This window comes from Arthrobacter sp. BPSS-3 (genome assembly GCF_044628475.1).
GTDB lineage: Bacteria > Actinomycetota > Actinomycetes > Actinomycetales > Micrococcaceae > Arthrobacter.
Map to the genome: position 1 here is coordinate 327798 of NZ_JBIMMV010000003.1, position 15410 is coordinate 343207.

Annotated in this window: 13 protein-coding genes; 7 read left to right on the top strand and 6 right to left on the bottom strand. The window is 69.7% G+C overall.

From position 1 onward, the window contains the following. Positions 1 to 50: 50 nt before the first annotated feature. The 3 genes from ACFVY3_RS07315 to ACFVY3_RS07325 all read right to left on the bottom strand — a co-directional run bounded on the left by ACFVY3_RS07315 (position 51) and on the right by ACFVY3_RS07325 (position 1852). Positions 51 to 482: a DUF1810 domain-containing protein gene (locus ACFVY3_RS07315; protein ID WP_400159265.1), complete on the bottom strand. Its 432-nt coding sequence runs from the start codon at positions 480 to 482 to the stop codon at positions 51 to 53. Between the two features lie 124 nt (positions 483 to 606). Continuing rightward, entirely contained in the window at positions 607 to 1170 is a 564-nt protein-coding gene (locus ACFVY3_RS07320; RefSeq protein WP_400159266.1) for a GNAT family N-acetyltransferase, read from the bottom strand. Next, complete coding sequence (locus ACFVY3_RS07325) at positions 1154 to 1852, bottom strand: YigZ family protein (RefSeq protein WP_364137461.1); 699 nt, start codon at positions 1850 to 1852, stop codon at positions 1154 to 1156. The genes ACFVY3_RS07320 and ACFVY3_RS07325 overlap by 17 nt, the downstream gene beginning before the upstream one ends. 22 nt (positions 1853 to 1874) lie before the next feature. On the opposite strand from ACFVY3_RS07325, the gene coaE reads away from it, so the two are divergent. The 3 genes from coaE (at position 1875) to ACFVY3_RS07340 (ending at position 6449) form a co-directional block, all read left to right on the top strand. Further along, positions 1875 to 3116 (top strand): dephospho-CoA kinase, encoded by a 1242-nt coding sequence (gene coaE, locus ACFVY3_RS07330; RefSeq protein ID WP_364137459.1) that lies wholly within the window; start codon positions 1875 to 1877, stop codon positions 3114 to 3116. Between the two features lie 40 nt (positions 3117 to 3156). Next, a complete protein-coding gene (uvrB, locus tag ACFVY3_RS07335; RefSeq protein ID WP_364137457.1) occupies positions 3157 to 5244 on the top strand; it encodes an excinuclease ABC subunit UvrB in 2088 nt (695 codons plus the stop codon). 176 nt (positions 5245 to 5420) lie between these two features. Next, positions 5421 to 6449, top strand: a complete 1029-nt coding sequence (locus ACFVY3_RS07340) for a TerC family protein (RefSeq protein ID WP_400159267.1) — start codon at positions 5421 to 5423, stop codon at positions 6447 to 6449. Between the two features lie 130 nt (positions 6450 to 6579). On the opposite strand, the gene ACFVY3_RS07345 is transcribed toward ACFVY3_RS07340, so the two are convergent. The 3 genes from ACFVY3_RS07345 to ACFVY3_RS07355 all read right to left on the bottom strand — a co-directional run bounded on the left by ACFVY3_RS07345 (position 6580) and on the right by ACFVY3_RS07355 (position 11007). Continuing rightward, positions 6580 to 7845 (bottom strand): alpha/beta fold hydrolase, encoded by a 1266-nt coding sequence (locus ACFVY3_RS07345; protein WP_400159288.1) that lies wholly within the window; start codon positions 7843 to 7845, stop codon positions 6580 to 6582. 97 nt (positions 7846 to 7942) lie between these two features. Further along, complete coding sequence (locus ACFVY3_RS07350; RefSeq protein ID WP_400159268.1) at positions 7943 to 8440, bottom strand: GNAT family N-acetyltransferase; 498 nt, start codon at positions 8438 to 8440, stop codon at positions 7943 to 7945. A 20-nt stretch (positions 8441 to 8460) separates the two neighbouring features. Beyond that, entirely contained in the window at positions 8461 to 11007 is a 2547-nt protein-coding gene (locus ACFVY3_RS07355; RefSeq protein ID WP_400159269.1) for a DEAD/DEAH box helicase, read from the bottom strand. 178 nt (positions 11008 to 11185) lie between these two features. On the opposite strand from ACFVY3_RS07355, the gene ACFVY3_RS07360 reads away from it, so the two are divergent. The 4 genes from ACFVY3_RS07360 (at position 11186) to ACFVY3_RS07375 (ending at position 15322) form a co-directional block, all read left to right on the top strand. Continuing rightward, on the top strand, positions 11186 to 11827 hold the full coding sequence (locus ACFVY3_RS07360) for an NADPH-dependent F420 reductase (RefSeq protein ID WP_377970614.1): 642 nt from the start codon (positions 11186 to 11188) through the stop codon (positions 11825 to 11827). Further along, positions 11828 to 12517 (top strand): alpha/beta hydrolase, encoded by a 690-nt coding sequence (locus ACFVY3_RS07365; RefSeq protein WP_400159270.1) that lies wholly within the window; start codon positions 11828 to 11830, stop codon positions 12515 to 12517. Positions 12518 to 12586: 69 nt separating this feature from the next. After that, on the top strand, positions 12587 to 13375 hold the full coding sequence (locus ACFVY3_RS07370; RefSeq protein WP_400159271.1) for a trans-aconitate 2-methyltransferase: 789 nt from the start codon (positions 12587 to 12589) through the stop codon (positions 13373 to 13375). A 189-nt stretch (positions 13376 to 13564) separates the two neighbouring features. After that, positions 13565 to 15322, top strand: a complete 1758-nt coding sequence (locus tag ACFVY3_RS07375; protein WP_400159272.1) for an ABC transporter ATP-binding protein — start codon at positions 13565 to 13567, stop codon at positions 15320 to 15322. The last annotated feature ends 88 nt before the right edge of the window (positions 15323 to 15410 follow it).

Genomic DNA, 15410 nt, shown 5'->3' on the forward strand with positions numbered 1-15410 from the left:
CCAAGGGCCCCTGCACTATGCAGGGGCCCTTGGTGGTTTAAGCGGCGTCTTCAGCCGGCGAGGATCCGGTCCGTGGCGTCGTCCGCCGTGCTGTCGAAATACCGGTCGAGCAGTTGCTGGAATTCCGGCTGCCCGGGATCGGCCCGGAGGAACAGGGTCGCCGAGGACTGCAGCTTGCGGGCGTCGATGCCGCCGAAGATCTGCACGGCGCTGCGGCCGTCCACTTGGAGCACGGCGCGGGCACACTCCAGCAGCCGGGGGCCGAGCACCGGATGCGCCAGATAGGCGCGGGCCTCGTCCAGCGACGCGATGGCATACATGCGCGACGTCGCGCTCATGCCCAGGCCGGCGACCTGCGGGAAGACGAACCACATCCAGTGGCTGCGCTTGGCCCCGCCCTCCAGCTCGGCCAGCGCCTGCCGGTAGGTGCCGCCAGAGTCCTGCGCCGTCACGAACCGCTCCAAGTCATAGTTGCCGCTCATGCCGCTGCTCCCGTCCTTTGCCCTCGGCTGTTTCCTCCCATCGTGGCACACCCAAGTGACTCGCAGCTGAGGCCGTTATCAATGCTCACAACGGCCTCAGCTGCCAGTCAGATGGGTTGAGATCCTAGGGGAGCGGGATCCGGGCCGTGACCCGGGTGCCGTCGTCGGCGAGCGTCGCACCAAGGCCCGCCAGCAGGGACCGGGCCGCGGCGTTGACGGTGGCGGTGTCCGCCGTGAGGACCGCGGCCCCTGTGGCCGCCGCCTGCACCGTGACCAGCCGCAATGCCTCCCGGCCGATGCCCCGGCCGCGCAGGCTCCGGCGCAGCCAGATCCCGGTTTCAAGCACCAGGGAGCCCCCGGCGGTCCCCGGGACAGACACAGCCTTGAGCCGGACGGCACCGGCAAGCGTACCTCCCGCCGTGACCGCCCAGGTTTTCTCCCGGGCCGGCCCCTCCAGCCCGGCTGCCGCGGCCCGGTGGTAGGCGCGGAACCATCGGACGCGGTCCGCATTCCAGCCCGGAGACCAGCCCCCCGGTGGGGTTACCTCGTCGGCGTCCGCATCGTCCTGAGCGACGGCCAGCAGCCGCTTCAGCACGGCCTCCGTAACGTCGAGAAGTGCTACGTCGATGGGTGCCAGGTCAATGGGCGGCACGTCGGTCGGCTCTGCGGCGTCAGGGGAGCGGGACATCGACCCACTCCGTCCCGCCCGGTTGCAGGGAGGCCCCGCCGGCGGTGAGGGCGGCCACCCGCTCCGCGGCCCGGTCCAGCCCGGCGGGATCGTCCGGCAGCGCCAGCCGCAAGACGGTGGCGTGCTGCTCGTAGGCGGCCTCCGTCATCACGAACCCGGCGGCGCGGAGGTCGTTCTCCAGCCTTCCGGCGGTGGCGTGCGGCGCGGCGACGGAGCAGGTCCTGAGCCGCTGCCGGCGCACCATTGGCGCCAGGTCCAGGGCGGCGGACACCGATTCGGAGTAGGCGCGGACCAGGCCGCCGGCGCCCAGCAGGATACCGCCGAAGTAGCGGACCACGACGGCGGTGACGTCGCTGAGGTCCGCGGCGCCCGGGACGGTTTCGCGTTTCAGGAGCGCCTCCAGCATCGGGATTCCGGCGGTGCCGGACGGCTCGCCGTCGTCGCTGGAACGCTGGACGTCCCGGTCGGGGCCCAGCACGAACGCTGAGCAGTGGTGCCGCGCGTCGTGGAATTCCCGCCGCAGCCCGGCGACCACGGCCCGGGCCTGGTCCTCGTCGGCGGTGCGGGCGATCACCGTGATGAAGCGTGAGCGCTTGATCTCCAGCTCGTGCCGGAACTCCGGACCGGCGGGGACGGTGTAGGCGGTGGCCCGGCTCTCCTGGAATTCGGCGTCGTCAGGCACCCGTTCAGTTTAGTCTTGAGGTGTGCTGAAGATCGGTTTGACCGGCGGGATCGCCTCGGGAAAGTCAGTGGTGGCTTCACGGCTGCGCGAGCTCGGCGCCGTCCTGGTCGACGCCGACGCGCTGGCCAGGGAAGTGGTGGAGCCGGGCACGCCGGGGCTCGCGAAGGTGGTGGAGGCGTTCAGCTCCGCGGTGTTGGGACCCGACGGGCGCCTGGACCGGCCCCGCCTCGGCGCCCTCGTGTTCGGTGATCCGGAGCGGCTCGCCGTGCTCAACGGCATCATCCACCCGCTGGTGCGGGAACGGGCCGCTGCCCTCACCGCCGCGGCCCCCGCCGGCGCCGTGCTGGTCCAGGACATCCCGCTGCTGGTGGAGACGGGGCAGGGCGCCCACTTCCACCTCGTGGTGGTGGTCGACGCGCCCGAACCCGTCCGGGTCCGGCGGATGGTGGAGCACCGGAAGATGACCGAGGATCAGGCCCTCAGCCGGATCGCCGCGCAGGCCGGCCGGGAGGAACGCTTGGCCGCCGCCGACGTCGTGCTCGAGAACGCCGGCTCCAAGGACGAACTCCGGGACGCCGTGGACCGGCTCTGGAAGTTCCGCCTCACCCCCTACGCCGACAACCTCAACCGGCGCCGCGTGGCGGCCCGCACCGGTGGCCCCGCGCTGACCCCTGCCAACCCGGACTGGCCGGCGCAGGCCGCCCGGATCATCGCCCGGCTCCGGGTGGCGGCGGGGGAGGAGGCCCTGACGCTGGACCACGTGGGGTCCACCGCCGTGCCCGGTCTGGCGGCCAAGGACGTGCTGGACCTGCAGCTGGGCGTCGCGGACATGGCCGCCGCCGACCGGCTGGCAGCCGCCCTGACCGGCGCGGGTTTCCCGGTCTGGCCGGGCGTCCTCGCCGACCACCCCAAACCCGCGGACGCGGACCCCGGCCAGTGGGGGAAGCGACTGCACGGCAGCGCCGACCCCGGCCGGGCCGTGAACCTCCACCTCCGGGCCGCCGGCTCCCCGGGCTGGCGGTTCGCGCTGTGCTTCCGCGACTGGCTGCGCGACGACGACGGTGCCCGCGCGGCCTACCTCGCGGAGAAGCGCCGCGCCGCGCGCCTGCACGAGGTGGACCGGTCGACCGCCGGGTACGCCGCGGACAAGGAGAACTGGCTGACCGCATACGCCGTTCCCCGGATGGAGGAGTGGGCGGCCCGCACCGGCTGGCAGCCGCCGTCGTACGGCCTCCCCGGGGGCGGCCGTACCGCCCAAAGCTGAATCGGCTGTTCCTGTCGGTGCCCGGCGGTAAATTAGATTCATGAGCCTTGCCCAGGAAATCAACCGTGTCGTGGCGCCCTTCGAAGTCATCAGCGAGTTCAAGCCCGCCGGTGACCAGCCCGCGGCGATCGCCGAACTCACCGAACGGATTACCAACGGCGAGAAGGACGTGGTGCTCCTGGGCGCCACCGGTACCGGTAAGAGCGCGACGACGGCCTGGCTGATCGAGCAGGTCCAGCGGCCCACCCTGGTGCTGGTCCAGAACAAGACCCTCGCCGCCCAGCTGGCCAATGAGTTCCGCGAACTGCTGCCCAATAACGCGGTCGAGTATTTCGTCTCCTACTACGACTACTACCAGCCCGAGGCCTATGTCGCGCAGACGGATACCTTCATCGAAAAGGACTCCTCCATCAACGAGGAGGTCGAACGGCTCCGGCACTCGGCCACCAACGCGCTGCTGACCCGGCGCGACGTCATCGTGGTCGCCACCGTCTCCTGCATCTACGGCCTCGGCACGCCGGAAGAGTACATCTCCGGGATGGTCACGCTCCGCCGGGGCGCCGAGATGAACCGCGATGATTTGCTGCGGAAGTTTGTCTCGATGCAGTACGCGCGCAACGATATCGACTTCCACCGCGGCACCTTCCGGGTCCGCGGCGATACCGTCGAGATCATCCCGATGTATGAGGAACTGGCCATCCGGATCGAGTTCTTCGGCGACGAGATCGAGAACATCCAGACCCTGCACCCGCTCACCGGCGAGGTGCTCCGCGACGAGGATGAGATGTACGTCTTCCCCGCCTCGCACTACGTCGCCGGGCCGGAGCGGATGGGCCGCGCCATCAAGCGGATCGAGGACGAACTCGCCGACCGGCTCAAGGTCCTGGAGAGCCAGAACAAGCTCGTCGAGGCCCAGCGTCTCCGGATGCGCACCACCTACGACCTGGAAATGATGCAGCAGATGGGGTTCTGCAACGGCATCGAGAACTACTCCGCCCACATCGACGGCCGTGAACCGGGCACCGCCCCGCACTGCCTCCTCGACTACTTCCCGGACGACTTCCTGCTGGTCATCGACGAATCCCACGTCACGGTGCCGCAGATCGGCGCCATGTACGAGGGCGACATGTCCCGCAAGCGGAACCTGGTGGACTTCGGCTTCAGGCTGCCCTCCGCCATGGACAACCGGCCGCTGAAGTGGGACGAGTTCCTCGAACGCGTCGGCCAGACCGTGTACCTCTCGGCCACGCCGGGCAAGTATGAACTCGGCAAGGCGGATGGTTTCGTCCAGCAGATCATCCGCCCCACGGGCCTCATCGACCCCGAGGTGATCGTGAAGCCCACCAAGGGCCAGATCGACGACCTGCTCGGCGAGATCAAGACCCGCACGGCCAAGAACGAGCGCGTCCTGGTCACCACGCTGACCAAGCGCATGGCCGAGGACCTCACCGACTACCTCGTGGGCCACGGCGTGAAGGTGGAGTACCTGCACTCCGACGTCGACACGCTGCGCCGCGTCGAGCTGCTGCGCGAGCTGCGGATGGGCGTGTTCGACGTCCTCGTCGGCATCAACCTGCTTCGTGAGGGCCTCGACCTGCCCGAGGTGTCCCTGGTCAGCATCCTGGACGCGGACAAGGAAGGCTTCCTCCGCTCCGCCACCTCACTGATCCAGACCATCGGCCGTGCCGCGCGTAACGTCTCCGGCGAGGTGCACATGTACGCGGACAAAATCACCGACTCGATGGCGCAGGCCATCGACGAGACGAACCGCCGCCGCGCCATCCAGGTTGCCTACAACAAGGACCACGGCATCGACCCGCAGCCGCTGCGGAAGAAGATCGCCGACATCACGGACCAGCTGGCTAAGGAGGATGCGGACACCCGCGAACTGCTCGCCAGCGCCGGAAAGGGCAAGGGCAAGAACGGCGGCAAGGGCGGAGCGAAGGTCCGCGCCGACGGCCTCGCCGCGGCGCCCGCGGAGGACCTGGTGGGCCTGATCGAACAGCTCACCGAGCAGATGCACGCCGCCGCCGGCGAGCTGCAGTTCGAGCTCGCCGCCCGGCTCCGGGACGAGGTCGGCGACCTCAAGAAGGAGCTCCGGCAGATGCAGTCGGCAGGTCACGCCTGAGGTAAACTGGGAGGCACGTAGGGGAGTATCCCAAAGCGCTACGATCGTCAGCACGCATGGCACGGACGCCATGCCGGACGTAGCGGGCACCACACCAGATCCAGGAACGCGTTCCTGGCCGCCGTGGGGCCGGAGAGACTTACACCGTTGAGTCATGCCCTCCGAAAGGTTTCTACGTGCCTGAACTTCCCCTCTGGTTTGAGATCGGCTCCTTCGCCGTCCTCGGCCTGATTCTTGCCATCGACCTGCTGCTGGTCCTGAAGCGGCCGCACGAGCCGTCGATGAAGGAAGCCGGCCTCTGGGTCTCGTTCTACATCGGCCTGGCGCTGCTGTTCGCGGGCGCCATGTTCCTCTTCACCGGCCCCGAGTACGGCGGCCAATTCGTCGCCGGCTGGGTCACCGAGTACAGCCTGAGCATCGACAACCTGTTCGTGTTCATCATCATCATGGCGCGCTTCTCGGTGCCCCGGAAATACCAGCAGGAAGTCCTGATGGTGGGCATCATCATCGCCCTGATCCTGCGCGGCATCTTCATCATGCTCGGCGCGATCGTCATCGAGCAGTTCAGCTGGGTGTTCTACATCTTCGGCGCGTTCCTTCTCTGGACCGCCTGGAAGCAGGCCCAGGACGAGGGTGAGGACGAAGAGGACCGGGAGAACCCGCTGATCGCAAGGATCCGCCGCGTCCTGCCGATGTCCGAGAAGTTCGACGGCGGCAAGATCCGCACCGTGGTGGACGGCAAGAAGGTCTTCACCCCCATGGTGATCGTCTTCGTCACCATCGGCCTGACCGACCTCCTCTTCGCGGTGGACTCCATCCCGGCGATCTTCGGCCTGACGCAGAGCGCGTTCATCGTCTTCACCGCCAACCTGTTCGCCCTGATGGGCCTGCGCCAGCTGTACTTCCTGCTGGGCGGCCTGATGACCCGGCTGGTCTACCTCAAGCACGCGCTCTCGGTGATCCTGGCCTTCATCGGCGTCAAGCTGGTCCTGCACGCCATGCACGTCAACGAGCTGCCCTTCATCAACGGCGGCCGGCACATCGAATGGGCCCCGGAGATCCCCACCTTCGTCTCCCTCGGCGTCATCGTCGGCACCATCATCATCGCCGTCGTCGCCAGCCTCTACAGCTCCAAGGCCACCACCGCCAAGCTGGACGCCCGGCTCGAGGAAGACTCCCGCAAGAGCCTGACCGACGCCGAGTAGCGCCGACCCAGTACCGGCTAGCGCCGGTCGCGCTGGCAACAATGCCCGGGGAAGCCAGCGCTTCCCCGGGCATTGTTGTGCGCGGCTGTCCGGTACGGTCTGAGGCGGTAACGGGCGGCGCCAGACAGTGTCAGGCCGTGTGGGCCCGTGCCATCCCCAGCAGGCGGCCGAAGATCGCCTCGCCGTCGTCGGCAATGCCGTCGTGGTGGAACTCGTCCGTCTCCCAGACCTGCAGCCCGCGCACCGCGCGGGCGGTTTCCAGCGACAGGTCCCGGTCCACGTAGATGTCGTCGGTGTAGACGGCGGCCGCGACCGGCACCGTGGTGGCGGCCAGTCGATCCAGGTCGTAGAGCGGCGCCCAGTCGTCCTTCTCTGCCAGCAGGGCGGCGACGGCGCGCAGCGGCTCGAGCGCAGGGTCCTGTTCGAAGTACCAGGGGTAGACCATCTCGCCGGTGAGCAGCGGGGCCGGCACGTCCGGGCGGAACTCCGGGTGGTCCTGCAGCACGCGCAGCGCCGCCCAGTCCGTCGCCTCACCCTGGCCGTAGATGGATTCGTGCATCAGCGCGTAGAGCGGGTTGGCGGCGCGGGTGACCAGGCCGCGGACCTGCTCCAGGAAGGTGTCGGAGAGCCGGTCGCCGTCGGGAGTGGCGGTGAAGGCGTCCTCCAGCAGGTGGTGGAGGGCGTCCACGCGGGTGTTGCCGCCCAGGAAGGAACCCACCATCTGGAACCGCTCCACCGTCAACGGGCTGCCATCCGGCAGCACCTCCGGCGTCTCCCGCAGGTGCCGGGCGATCCGGTTCACGGTCTCCCGGTCCTCCGGGTACCAGCCGAAGTATTCGGCGTTGCGGGCGGCGACCCGGCGGAACGTGGCCTGGTAGACCCGGTCCGCGGGGCCGGTGAGGGGTGCGAGGCCCCCGGTGATCAGCACCTCGCGCAGACCCTCCGGGGCGAAGGACAGGTAGGTCAGGGCGCAGAAGCCCCCGTAGCTCTGCCCATAGATGGTCCACGGTGCCGCGCCGAGGGTCCGGCGGATGGCCTCGGCGTCGGCCACGATCGAGTCGGCGCGGAAGTGGGTGAGGTACTCGGCCTGGTCCCTGTCGCTGCCCCGCAGCGGCAGGGTGTGCCGGTCCGCGGGGGAGGACAGGCCGGTGCCGCGCTGGTCCAGCATGAGGATCCGGAAGTCCTTGGCCGCGGCCTTGCTCCAGCCGCCCAGGGACGGGAACCGGTTGCCGCGGCCGCCGGGGCCGCCCTGCAGGAAGAGCAGCCAGGGCAGCTCCTGAGCCTGCTCCTCGGTGTGGTCGGCGGAGACGTACTCGCGGGCGAAGACAGTGATGGTCTCGCCCTCGGGATCCGCATGGTCCAGGGGGACCTCGAAGTAGTGTTCGGTGGTGCGCATCCCCCGGTAGCTGTGCCGGCCCTTGACCACGTGCGGGACGGAGCCGGACTCGAGGACGGGCAGCGGGGCGTGCGCGGCGGGTGCCGGGGCCACGGTGTCAGCCACGGGCCGCCTCCGCGCGGGAACCGAACGCCGCCAGGGCGTCGCCGGTGAGCCGGAAGGTGGACCATTCGTCCATCGGCGCCGCACCGAGGTTCCGGTAGAACGCGATGGAGGGTTCGTTCCAGTCCAGGACGCTCCACTCCACCCGGGCGTAGCCGCGTTCGATGGCGGTGGCAGCCAGGTGCTGCAGCAGGGCCTTGCCGTGCCCGGCGCCTCGGGCCTCCGGCTTGACGTACAGGTCCTCGAGGTAGATCCCGTGGACGCCCTCCCAGGTGGAGTAGTTCAGGAACCACAGAGCGAATCCCTGAACCTCGCCCGCCTCGTTCTCGGCCATGGTGGCGAAGACCCGCGGGTTCTCCCCGAACAGCACTTCGGTGAGCATGTCAGGGGTGTTCCGGACCGCGTCCGGCTCCTTTTCGTAGATGGCCAGGTCGTGGATCATCTGCAGGATGGCGGGGACGTCGGAGGCGGCCGCGGGCCGGATTACAGTCATGGACTGCAGTTTACTAGCGGCTACAGACGGTTAACGTCGGTCACGCGCACCACCGCGCTGCCGGCCTCGTCGGAGGCGGCGAGGTCCACCTCGGCGGAGATGCCCCAGTCGTGGTTGCCCTCCGGATCGTCGAAGATCTGCCGGACCTTCCAGCGGCCCGGCTCCTCGGTGATGATCAGCAGCCCGGGTCCGCGCGCGTCCGGCCCGGTGCCGATGTCGTTGTGTTCGTCGAAGTAGTCGTCCAGGGCGTCCTCCCAGCGCTCGGCATCCCAGCCGGCGGCGCCGTCGAGCTCCCCGAGTTCGGTGGCGGCCTCGTCCGCGAAGAGCTCGACGCGGCGGAACATCTCATTCCGCACCATCACCCGGAAGGCCCGGACGTTGGATGTTAGCGACGGCGGCGGGGGAGGGGGAGCGTCGTGCGGGGTGGGCGCGGCGCCGGAGGTGAGTTCCTCCCATTCGTCCAGCAGGCTGGAGTCGACCTGCCGGACCAGCTCGCCGAGCCAGGCGATCAGGTCCTCGAGGTCCTCGCGCAGGGCGTCCTGAGGCACGGTCTGGCGGAGCGCCTTGAAGCCGTCCGCCAGGTAGCGGAGCACGATCCCCTCGGAGCGGGCCAGGCCGTAGAACTGGACGAACTCGCCGAAGTTCATGGCCCGTTCGTACATGTCGCGGATGACGGACTTGGGCGCGAGTTCGAAGTCGCCGATCCAGGGCGCGGCCTTGCGGTAGACCTCGAACGCCTCGCCCAGGATCTCGGCCAGCGGCTGCGGGTAGGTGACTTCCTCCAGCATGGCCATCCGCTGGTCGTAGTCGATCCCGTCCGCCTTCATCGCGGCAACAGCCTCGCCGCGGGCCTTCTTCTGCTGCGCGGAGAGGATCTGCCGCGGCTTCTCCAGCGTCGACTCGATCACCGAGACGACGTCCAGGGCGTACGACGGCGACTCCGGGTCCAGCAGGTCCAACGCCGCCAGGGCGAAGGGGGAGAGCGGCTGGTTCAGTGCGAAGTTGGCCTGCAGGTGCACGGTCAGCCGGACCGACCGGCCGTCCGGGCCCTGCTCGGCGGCCGGGATCCGCTCGACGACGCCCGCCGCCAGGAGCTCGCGGTAGATGCCGAGGGCGCGCTTCATCAGCTTCAGCTGCGCGGGCCTCGTTTCGTGATTCTCGGTCAGCAGCCGGCGGGCGGCCTGGAAGGGATCGCCGGGGCGTTCCATCAGGTTCATCAGCATCGCGTGCGTGACGGTGAAGCTGGAGACCAGGGGATCCGGCACGGACTCGACCAGCCGCTGGAAGGTCGGCTCACCCCAGGACACGAAGCCCTCGGGCGGCTTCTTCTTGACCACCTGGCGGAGCTTCTTCTGGTCGTCGCCGAACTTGGCGGTGGCCTTGGCCATCGCCTTGACGTTCTCGATCACGTGCTCGGGCGCCTGGACCACCACGGTGCCGGCGGTGTCGTAGCCGGCGCGGCCCGCGCGTCCGGCGATCTGATGGAATTCGCGGGAGTTCAGCAGGCGGGTGCGGACGCCGTCGTACTTGCTCAAGGCGGTGAGCAGCACGGTGCGGATGGGAACGTTGATGCCCACGCCCAGGGTGTCCGTGCCGCAGATGACCTTCAGCAGCCCCGCCTGCGCCAGCTGCTCCACCAAGCGGCGGTACTTGGGCAGCATGCCCGCGTGGTGGACGCCGATGCCGTGCCGGACCAGCCGGTTCAGGGTCTTGCCGAACCCGGGCGCGAACCGGAAGCCGGCGATGAGTTCGGCGATCCGGTCCTTTTCCTCCCGGGTGCAGACGTTGATGCTCATCAGCGTCTGGGCCCGGTCGATCGCCTCCAGCTGGCTGAAGTGCACCACGTACACCGGGACCTGTTTCGTGGAGAGCAATTCCTCCAGGGTCTCGTGCACCGGCGTCTGCTGGTAGTAGAAGTGCAGCGGGATGGGCCGCTCCACGGAGCTGACCGTGGTGGTGGGGCGGCCGGTCAGGTCGGTGATGCCGGTTTCGAAGCGGCTGACGTCCCCGAGGGTCGCGGACATCAGCAGGAACTGGGCCTGCGGCAGTTCCAGCAGCGGCACCTGCCACGCCCAGCCGCGCTGGGGGTCCGAATAGAAGTGGAACTCGTCCATGATCACGGAGCCGAGTTCGGCGGCGGAGCCCTCCCGGAGGGCAATGTTGGCCAGGATTTCCGCCGTGCAGCAGATGATCGGGGCGTCCTGGTTGACGCCGGAGTCACCGGTGATCATGCCGACGTTCTCGGCGCCGAAGATCTCGCAGAGCGCGAAGAACTTCTCGGAGACCAGGGCCTTGATCGGGGCGGTGTAGTAGCTGCGCTGTCCGCGGGCCATCGCCTGGTAATGGGCGGCAATCGCTACCAGCGATTTACCCGAACCGGTGGGGGTGGCGAGGATGACGTTGGCCCCGGAGGCCAGTTCCATGACGGCCTCGTCCTGGGCGGGGTAGAGGGCGATTCCGCGGCTCTCCGTCCACTCGACGAAGCGGGTGTAAAGCTCGTCCGGGTCCACACCCGCGCCGCCTGAAACGCGGGCGGCCGGGGCGGGGAGCTGATCTACGAGTTTCATTGCCTTCCAGCTTAGTGCCGCGGCCGTCAGGCAGGATTCCGCACCGGCGCAGCAAACACTTGAACATTCAACTGCAGCGGCGTAGTTTTAGTTGTAGCTTCAACTTATCAATTCGATCCCGGCAGAACAGAACCCCATGAAAAACCTCCTGGCACGCCTCTTTGGAAAGAAGAACCCCATGACTGACATCACCATCATCGGCAACGGCTCCATGGCCCGTGGCATTGCCACCCGCGCCCTCGCTGCCGGCCGCACCGTCGAAATCCTTGGCCGGGACGCGGACAAGGCCCGGACGCTGGCTGGTGAACTCGGCGCAGGCGTCGGCCACGGCAGCCTCGGGAGCGCCCCCGCCGGCGGCCTCCTCGTCCTCGCGGTTCCGTTCGACGCCGCCAGGGACGTGGTGGAGAGCTATGGCGCCGCCCTGGCCGGCAAGGTCATCGTTGACATCACGAACCCCGTCAACTTCGAGACCTTCGACTCCCTCATGGTCGCCCCGGGCAGCTCCGCGGCCGAGGAAATTGCCGCCCTGGCCCCCGCCGGTGCGCCCGTCGTCAAGGCCTTCAACACCACCTTCGCCGGAACCCTCATGACCGGCCAGTCCGCCGGGCAGCCGCTGGACGTCTTCATCGCCGGCGACGACGAGGCGGCCACCGCCGCCGTCGCCCGCTTCGTCAGCGACGCCGGCATGCGGCCCCTCGCCGTCGGACCGCTCAAGCGCGCCCGCGAACTCGAAGGCTTCCAGTTCGTCCTCATGACCATGCAGGCCAGCCCCGCGTTCCCCGACTTCACCTGGGACACCGGCCTGAAGGTGACGAAGTAAATGACGGACACCTATCCGGCGCCGGTGGTGGCGACCGCAGGGTCCGCAGACCCGAAGGCACCACTCGTGGTCCTGCTGCACGGCCGGGGATCGAACGAACGCGACATCCTGGGCCTGGCCGGCGCGTTGCCCGAGGGCGCCGCCTATGCCGCCGTGCGGGCCCCCATCGCCGAGGGCGGCGGCTATGCCTGGTTCGCCAACCGCGGCATCGGACGGCCCGTAGCCGAATCCCTGGCCGGGACCATGGCCTGGTTCCGGACATGGTTGGACGGGGCCGCCCCGGCCGGCCGCCCCGTGGTGCTGGTGGGCTTCAGCGGCGGCGCCGCCTTCGCCGGCGGGCTGCTGCTCTCCGACCCGGGCCGCTACGCCGGCGCGGCCATCCTCTACGGGACGCTGCCCTTCGACGCCGGAGTCCCCGTGACCCCTGGCCTGCTCGACGGGACGCCCGTCTTCGTGGCCCAGGGCGAGCAGGACCGGGTGATCCCCGCCGAACTGCTCGACCGCACCTGGCGGTACCTGCGGGGCGAATCATCCGCTGCCGCCCGCTCCCGGCGCGACCCGGGCGGCCACGGCATCTCGGCCCGGACCCTGGCGGAGCTGGGCTCCTGGATCGCGGACCTCGCGGACCTCGCGGCGGGCGCCGCGCGGACGGCGGGCCATGAGGCCCCGGAGGCCCCCGCCCGGGCTTAGGCTTCCCCTGGAAGAACGCTGCGGTGAAAGAACACTGCGGTTAAAGAGCATCGCGAGGCGGGGGAACTCATGAAGTGGGATGCGGCCAAGTATGCACAGTTCGGCGACCACCGGGACCGGCCCTTCTACGACCTGACCGGGCGGATCCGGGCCGAAGCGCCGCGGCAGGTGGTGGACCTCGGCTGCGGACAGGGCAACCTGACGGCTGCCCTCGCCGCCCGCTGGCCGGGTGCCCACGTGGTGGGTATCGACTCCTCACCGGAGATGCTGGAACGTGCAGCGGCGCTGGCCGGCGGCGGCCTCAGCTTCGAACGGGCCGACATCGCCGGCTGGCAGCCCGGTCCGGAAACCGACGTCGTGGTCACCAACGCGGCCCTGCAATGGGTCCCGGGCCACCGCGGGCTGCTGGAGGGCTGGCTGGCCGCGCTCCGCACCGGCGCGTGGTTCGCCCTCCAGGTCCCGGGCAACTTCGATGCCCCCTCGCACGCGCTGATGCGCTCCCTGGCCGGGACGGGGGAGTGGGCCGTACCGCTCGCCGGAGTCCTCCGGCACGACGACGTTGTGGGCCAGCCCGCCGACTACCTGAAGCTGATGCTCGATGCCGGCTGCGACGCGGACGTCTGGGAGACCACCTACCTGCAGGTGCTTCAGGGTCCGGATGCCGTCCTGGAGTGGGTCCGCGGCACCGGACTGCGGCCGGTCCTCGCCGCACTCGACGGCCCGGACGCCGAACGCTTCGAGGCGCAGTACGGTGCGATGCTCCGGGAGGCCTACCCGCGGGGGCCGCACGGGACGGTCTTCGAGTTCCGCCGGGTCTTCGCGGTCGCCCGCAAGCGCGGCGGCTCCCTCCTCGATTGACGGATGTGACACGCCGCGTGACAACTTCCGGTGAGTCGTAGGCATACAATGACAAAGCGGTCTGGGGGCGGCCGCCTGACTCTCCGCTTCCGGGTACCTTTCCGCCGCCAGGCCGGGGACGGTACCGGCCCGGCGGGCGACGGCTACGACGTCCGCCATCACGCTGCGTGACCCGACGTTGGAGGTTCTATGCTGTTTGCCCTGATCAGACGGGCGTTGGCCGCGCATCGGGGCGCGGTCGCGGCCATCATCGGGCTCCAGCTGCTCCAGACCACCGCCAACCTGCTCCTTCCTACCCTGAATGCGGCGATCATCGACCAGGGGATCGTCGCCGGCGACACCCCGGCCATCCCGCGCCTGGGGGCCGTCATGGCCGCCGTCGCCGCAGTGCAGGTGGTCACGGCCCTCGCCGCCGGCTACCTCGGCGCCGTCGTCGCCATGCGGGTCGCCCGGGACCTGCGCAGCGACCTCTTCGCCACCGTGCAGACCTTCTCCTCGCAGGACATCGCCGGCTTCGGCGCGTCCAGCCTGGTCACCCGGGCCACCAACGACGTCGTCCAGATCCAGAACCTCACCCTGCTGGTCCTGACCATGCTGGTGGCGGCGCCCGCCAGCTTCGTGGGCGGCATCGTGCTGGCGGTTCACCAGGACGTGGCGCTTTCCGGCATCGTGGTCGCCGTCATCCCGCTCCTGGCAGCGATCATGTTCCTGATCGTCCGCCGGCTGATCCCGCTCTACCGGGCCGGCCAGCAGCTCATCGACCGCGCCGGCCGGACGCTGCGGGAGCAAATCATCGGTGCCAACGTGATCCGCAGCTTCGTGCGGCAGGAGCACGAGATGCGGCGCTTCGGCGCGGTCAACCGGGACCTCACCCGCAACAACCTGGATTCGGCGCTGCTGGTGGCCGGGATGAATCCCCTGATCATGATCGTGGTGAACCTGTCATCCGTGGCGGTCGTCTGGTTCGGCGGGCACCGGATCGCCGCCGGGCAGATGAAGGTGGGCGCCCTGGCCGCGTTCATCGCCTACATCCTGCAGATCATGATCGCGATCGTCATGGCCATGTACGTGTTCACCACGGCGCCCCGGGCTGCCGTCTGCGCCGAACGGATCCGGGCGGTGCTGGACACGGAGCCGTCCATCGCCGACCCCGGCACCGCCGTCGTCCGCGCTGCAGTCCGGACGGTCGAACCCCGCGCCGCCGCCGGGACCGTCGAGTTCCGCGACGTCGGCTTCGCCTATCCGGGGGCAGAGAAGCCCGTGCTCTCCGGGATCAGCTTCACGGCCCGCCCCGGCACCACGACCGCGGTCATCGGCGCCACCGGCAGCGGGAAGACCACGCTGGTGAACCTCCTGCCACGTTTCCTGGACCCGACGCACGGCACCGTCTCCCTGGGCGGGGCCGACATTGCCACGCTGCCCCTGGACCAGCTGCGCGGCAGGATTTCGCTGGTGCCGCAGCACTCCCACCTTTTCGGCGGGACCGTGGCGCGGAACCTCCGGGTGGGCGGGCCCGACGCCACCGACGCCGAACTGTGGGAGGCGCTGGAGGCCGCGCAGGCCGACGTCTTCGTCCGCGAACTCGACGGCGGGCTCGACGCCCCGCTCAGCCAGGGCGGCGCCAACCTCTCCGGCGGCCAGCGGCAGCGGCTCTGCATCGCCCGGGCCCTGCTCCGCCACGCCGACGTCTACCTCTTCGACGACAGCTTCTCGGCCCTGGACTACGGCACCGACCACCGGCTGCGCCGCGCCCTGCAGCCCCTGCTGGCGGACGCCACCGTGCTGGTGGTGGCCGAACGGGTGGCCAGCATCGCGGACGCGGACACCATCCTGGTGCTGGAGGAGGGGCGGGTAACCGCGCAGGGCGGCCACGACGCGCTGCTGGCCGGCTCCGCGGCGTACAGGGACATTGCCGCCTCCCAGCTGATCCTGGCGGACAGCCTGTGACCGCCGACGGCGCCGCCGGCACGGCCGAAACCGATACGGCCGTCACCCCGCCGCCCCCGCCGCGGCGGCGGACGGCAGCCCGGCTGCT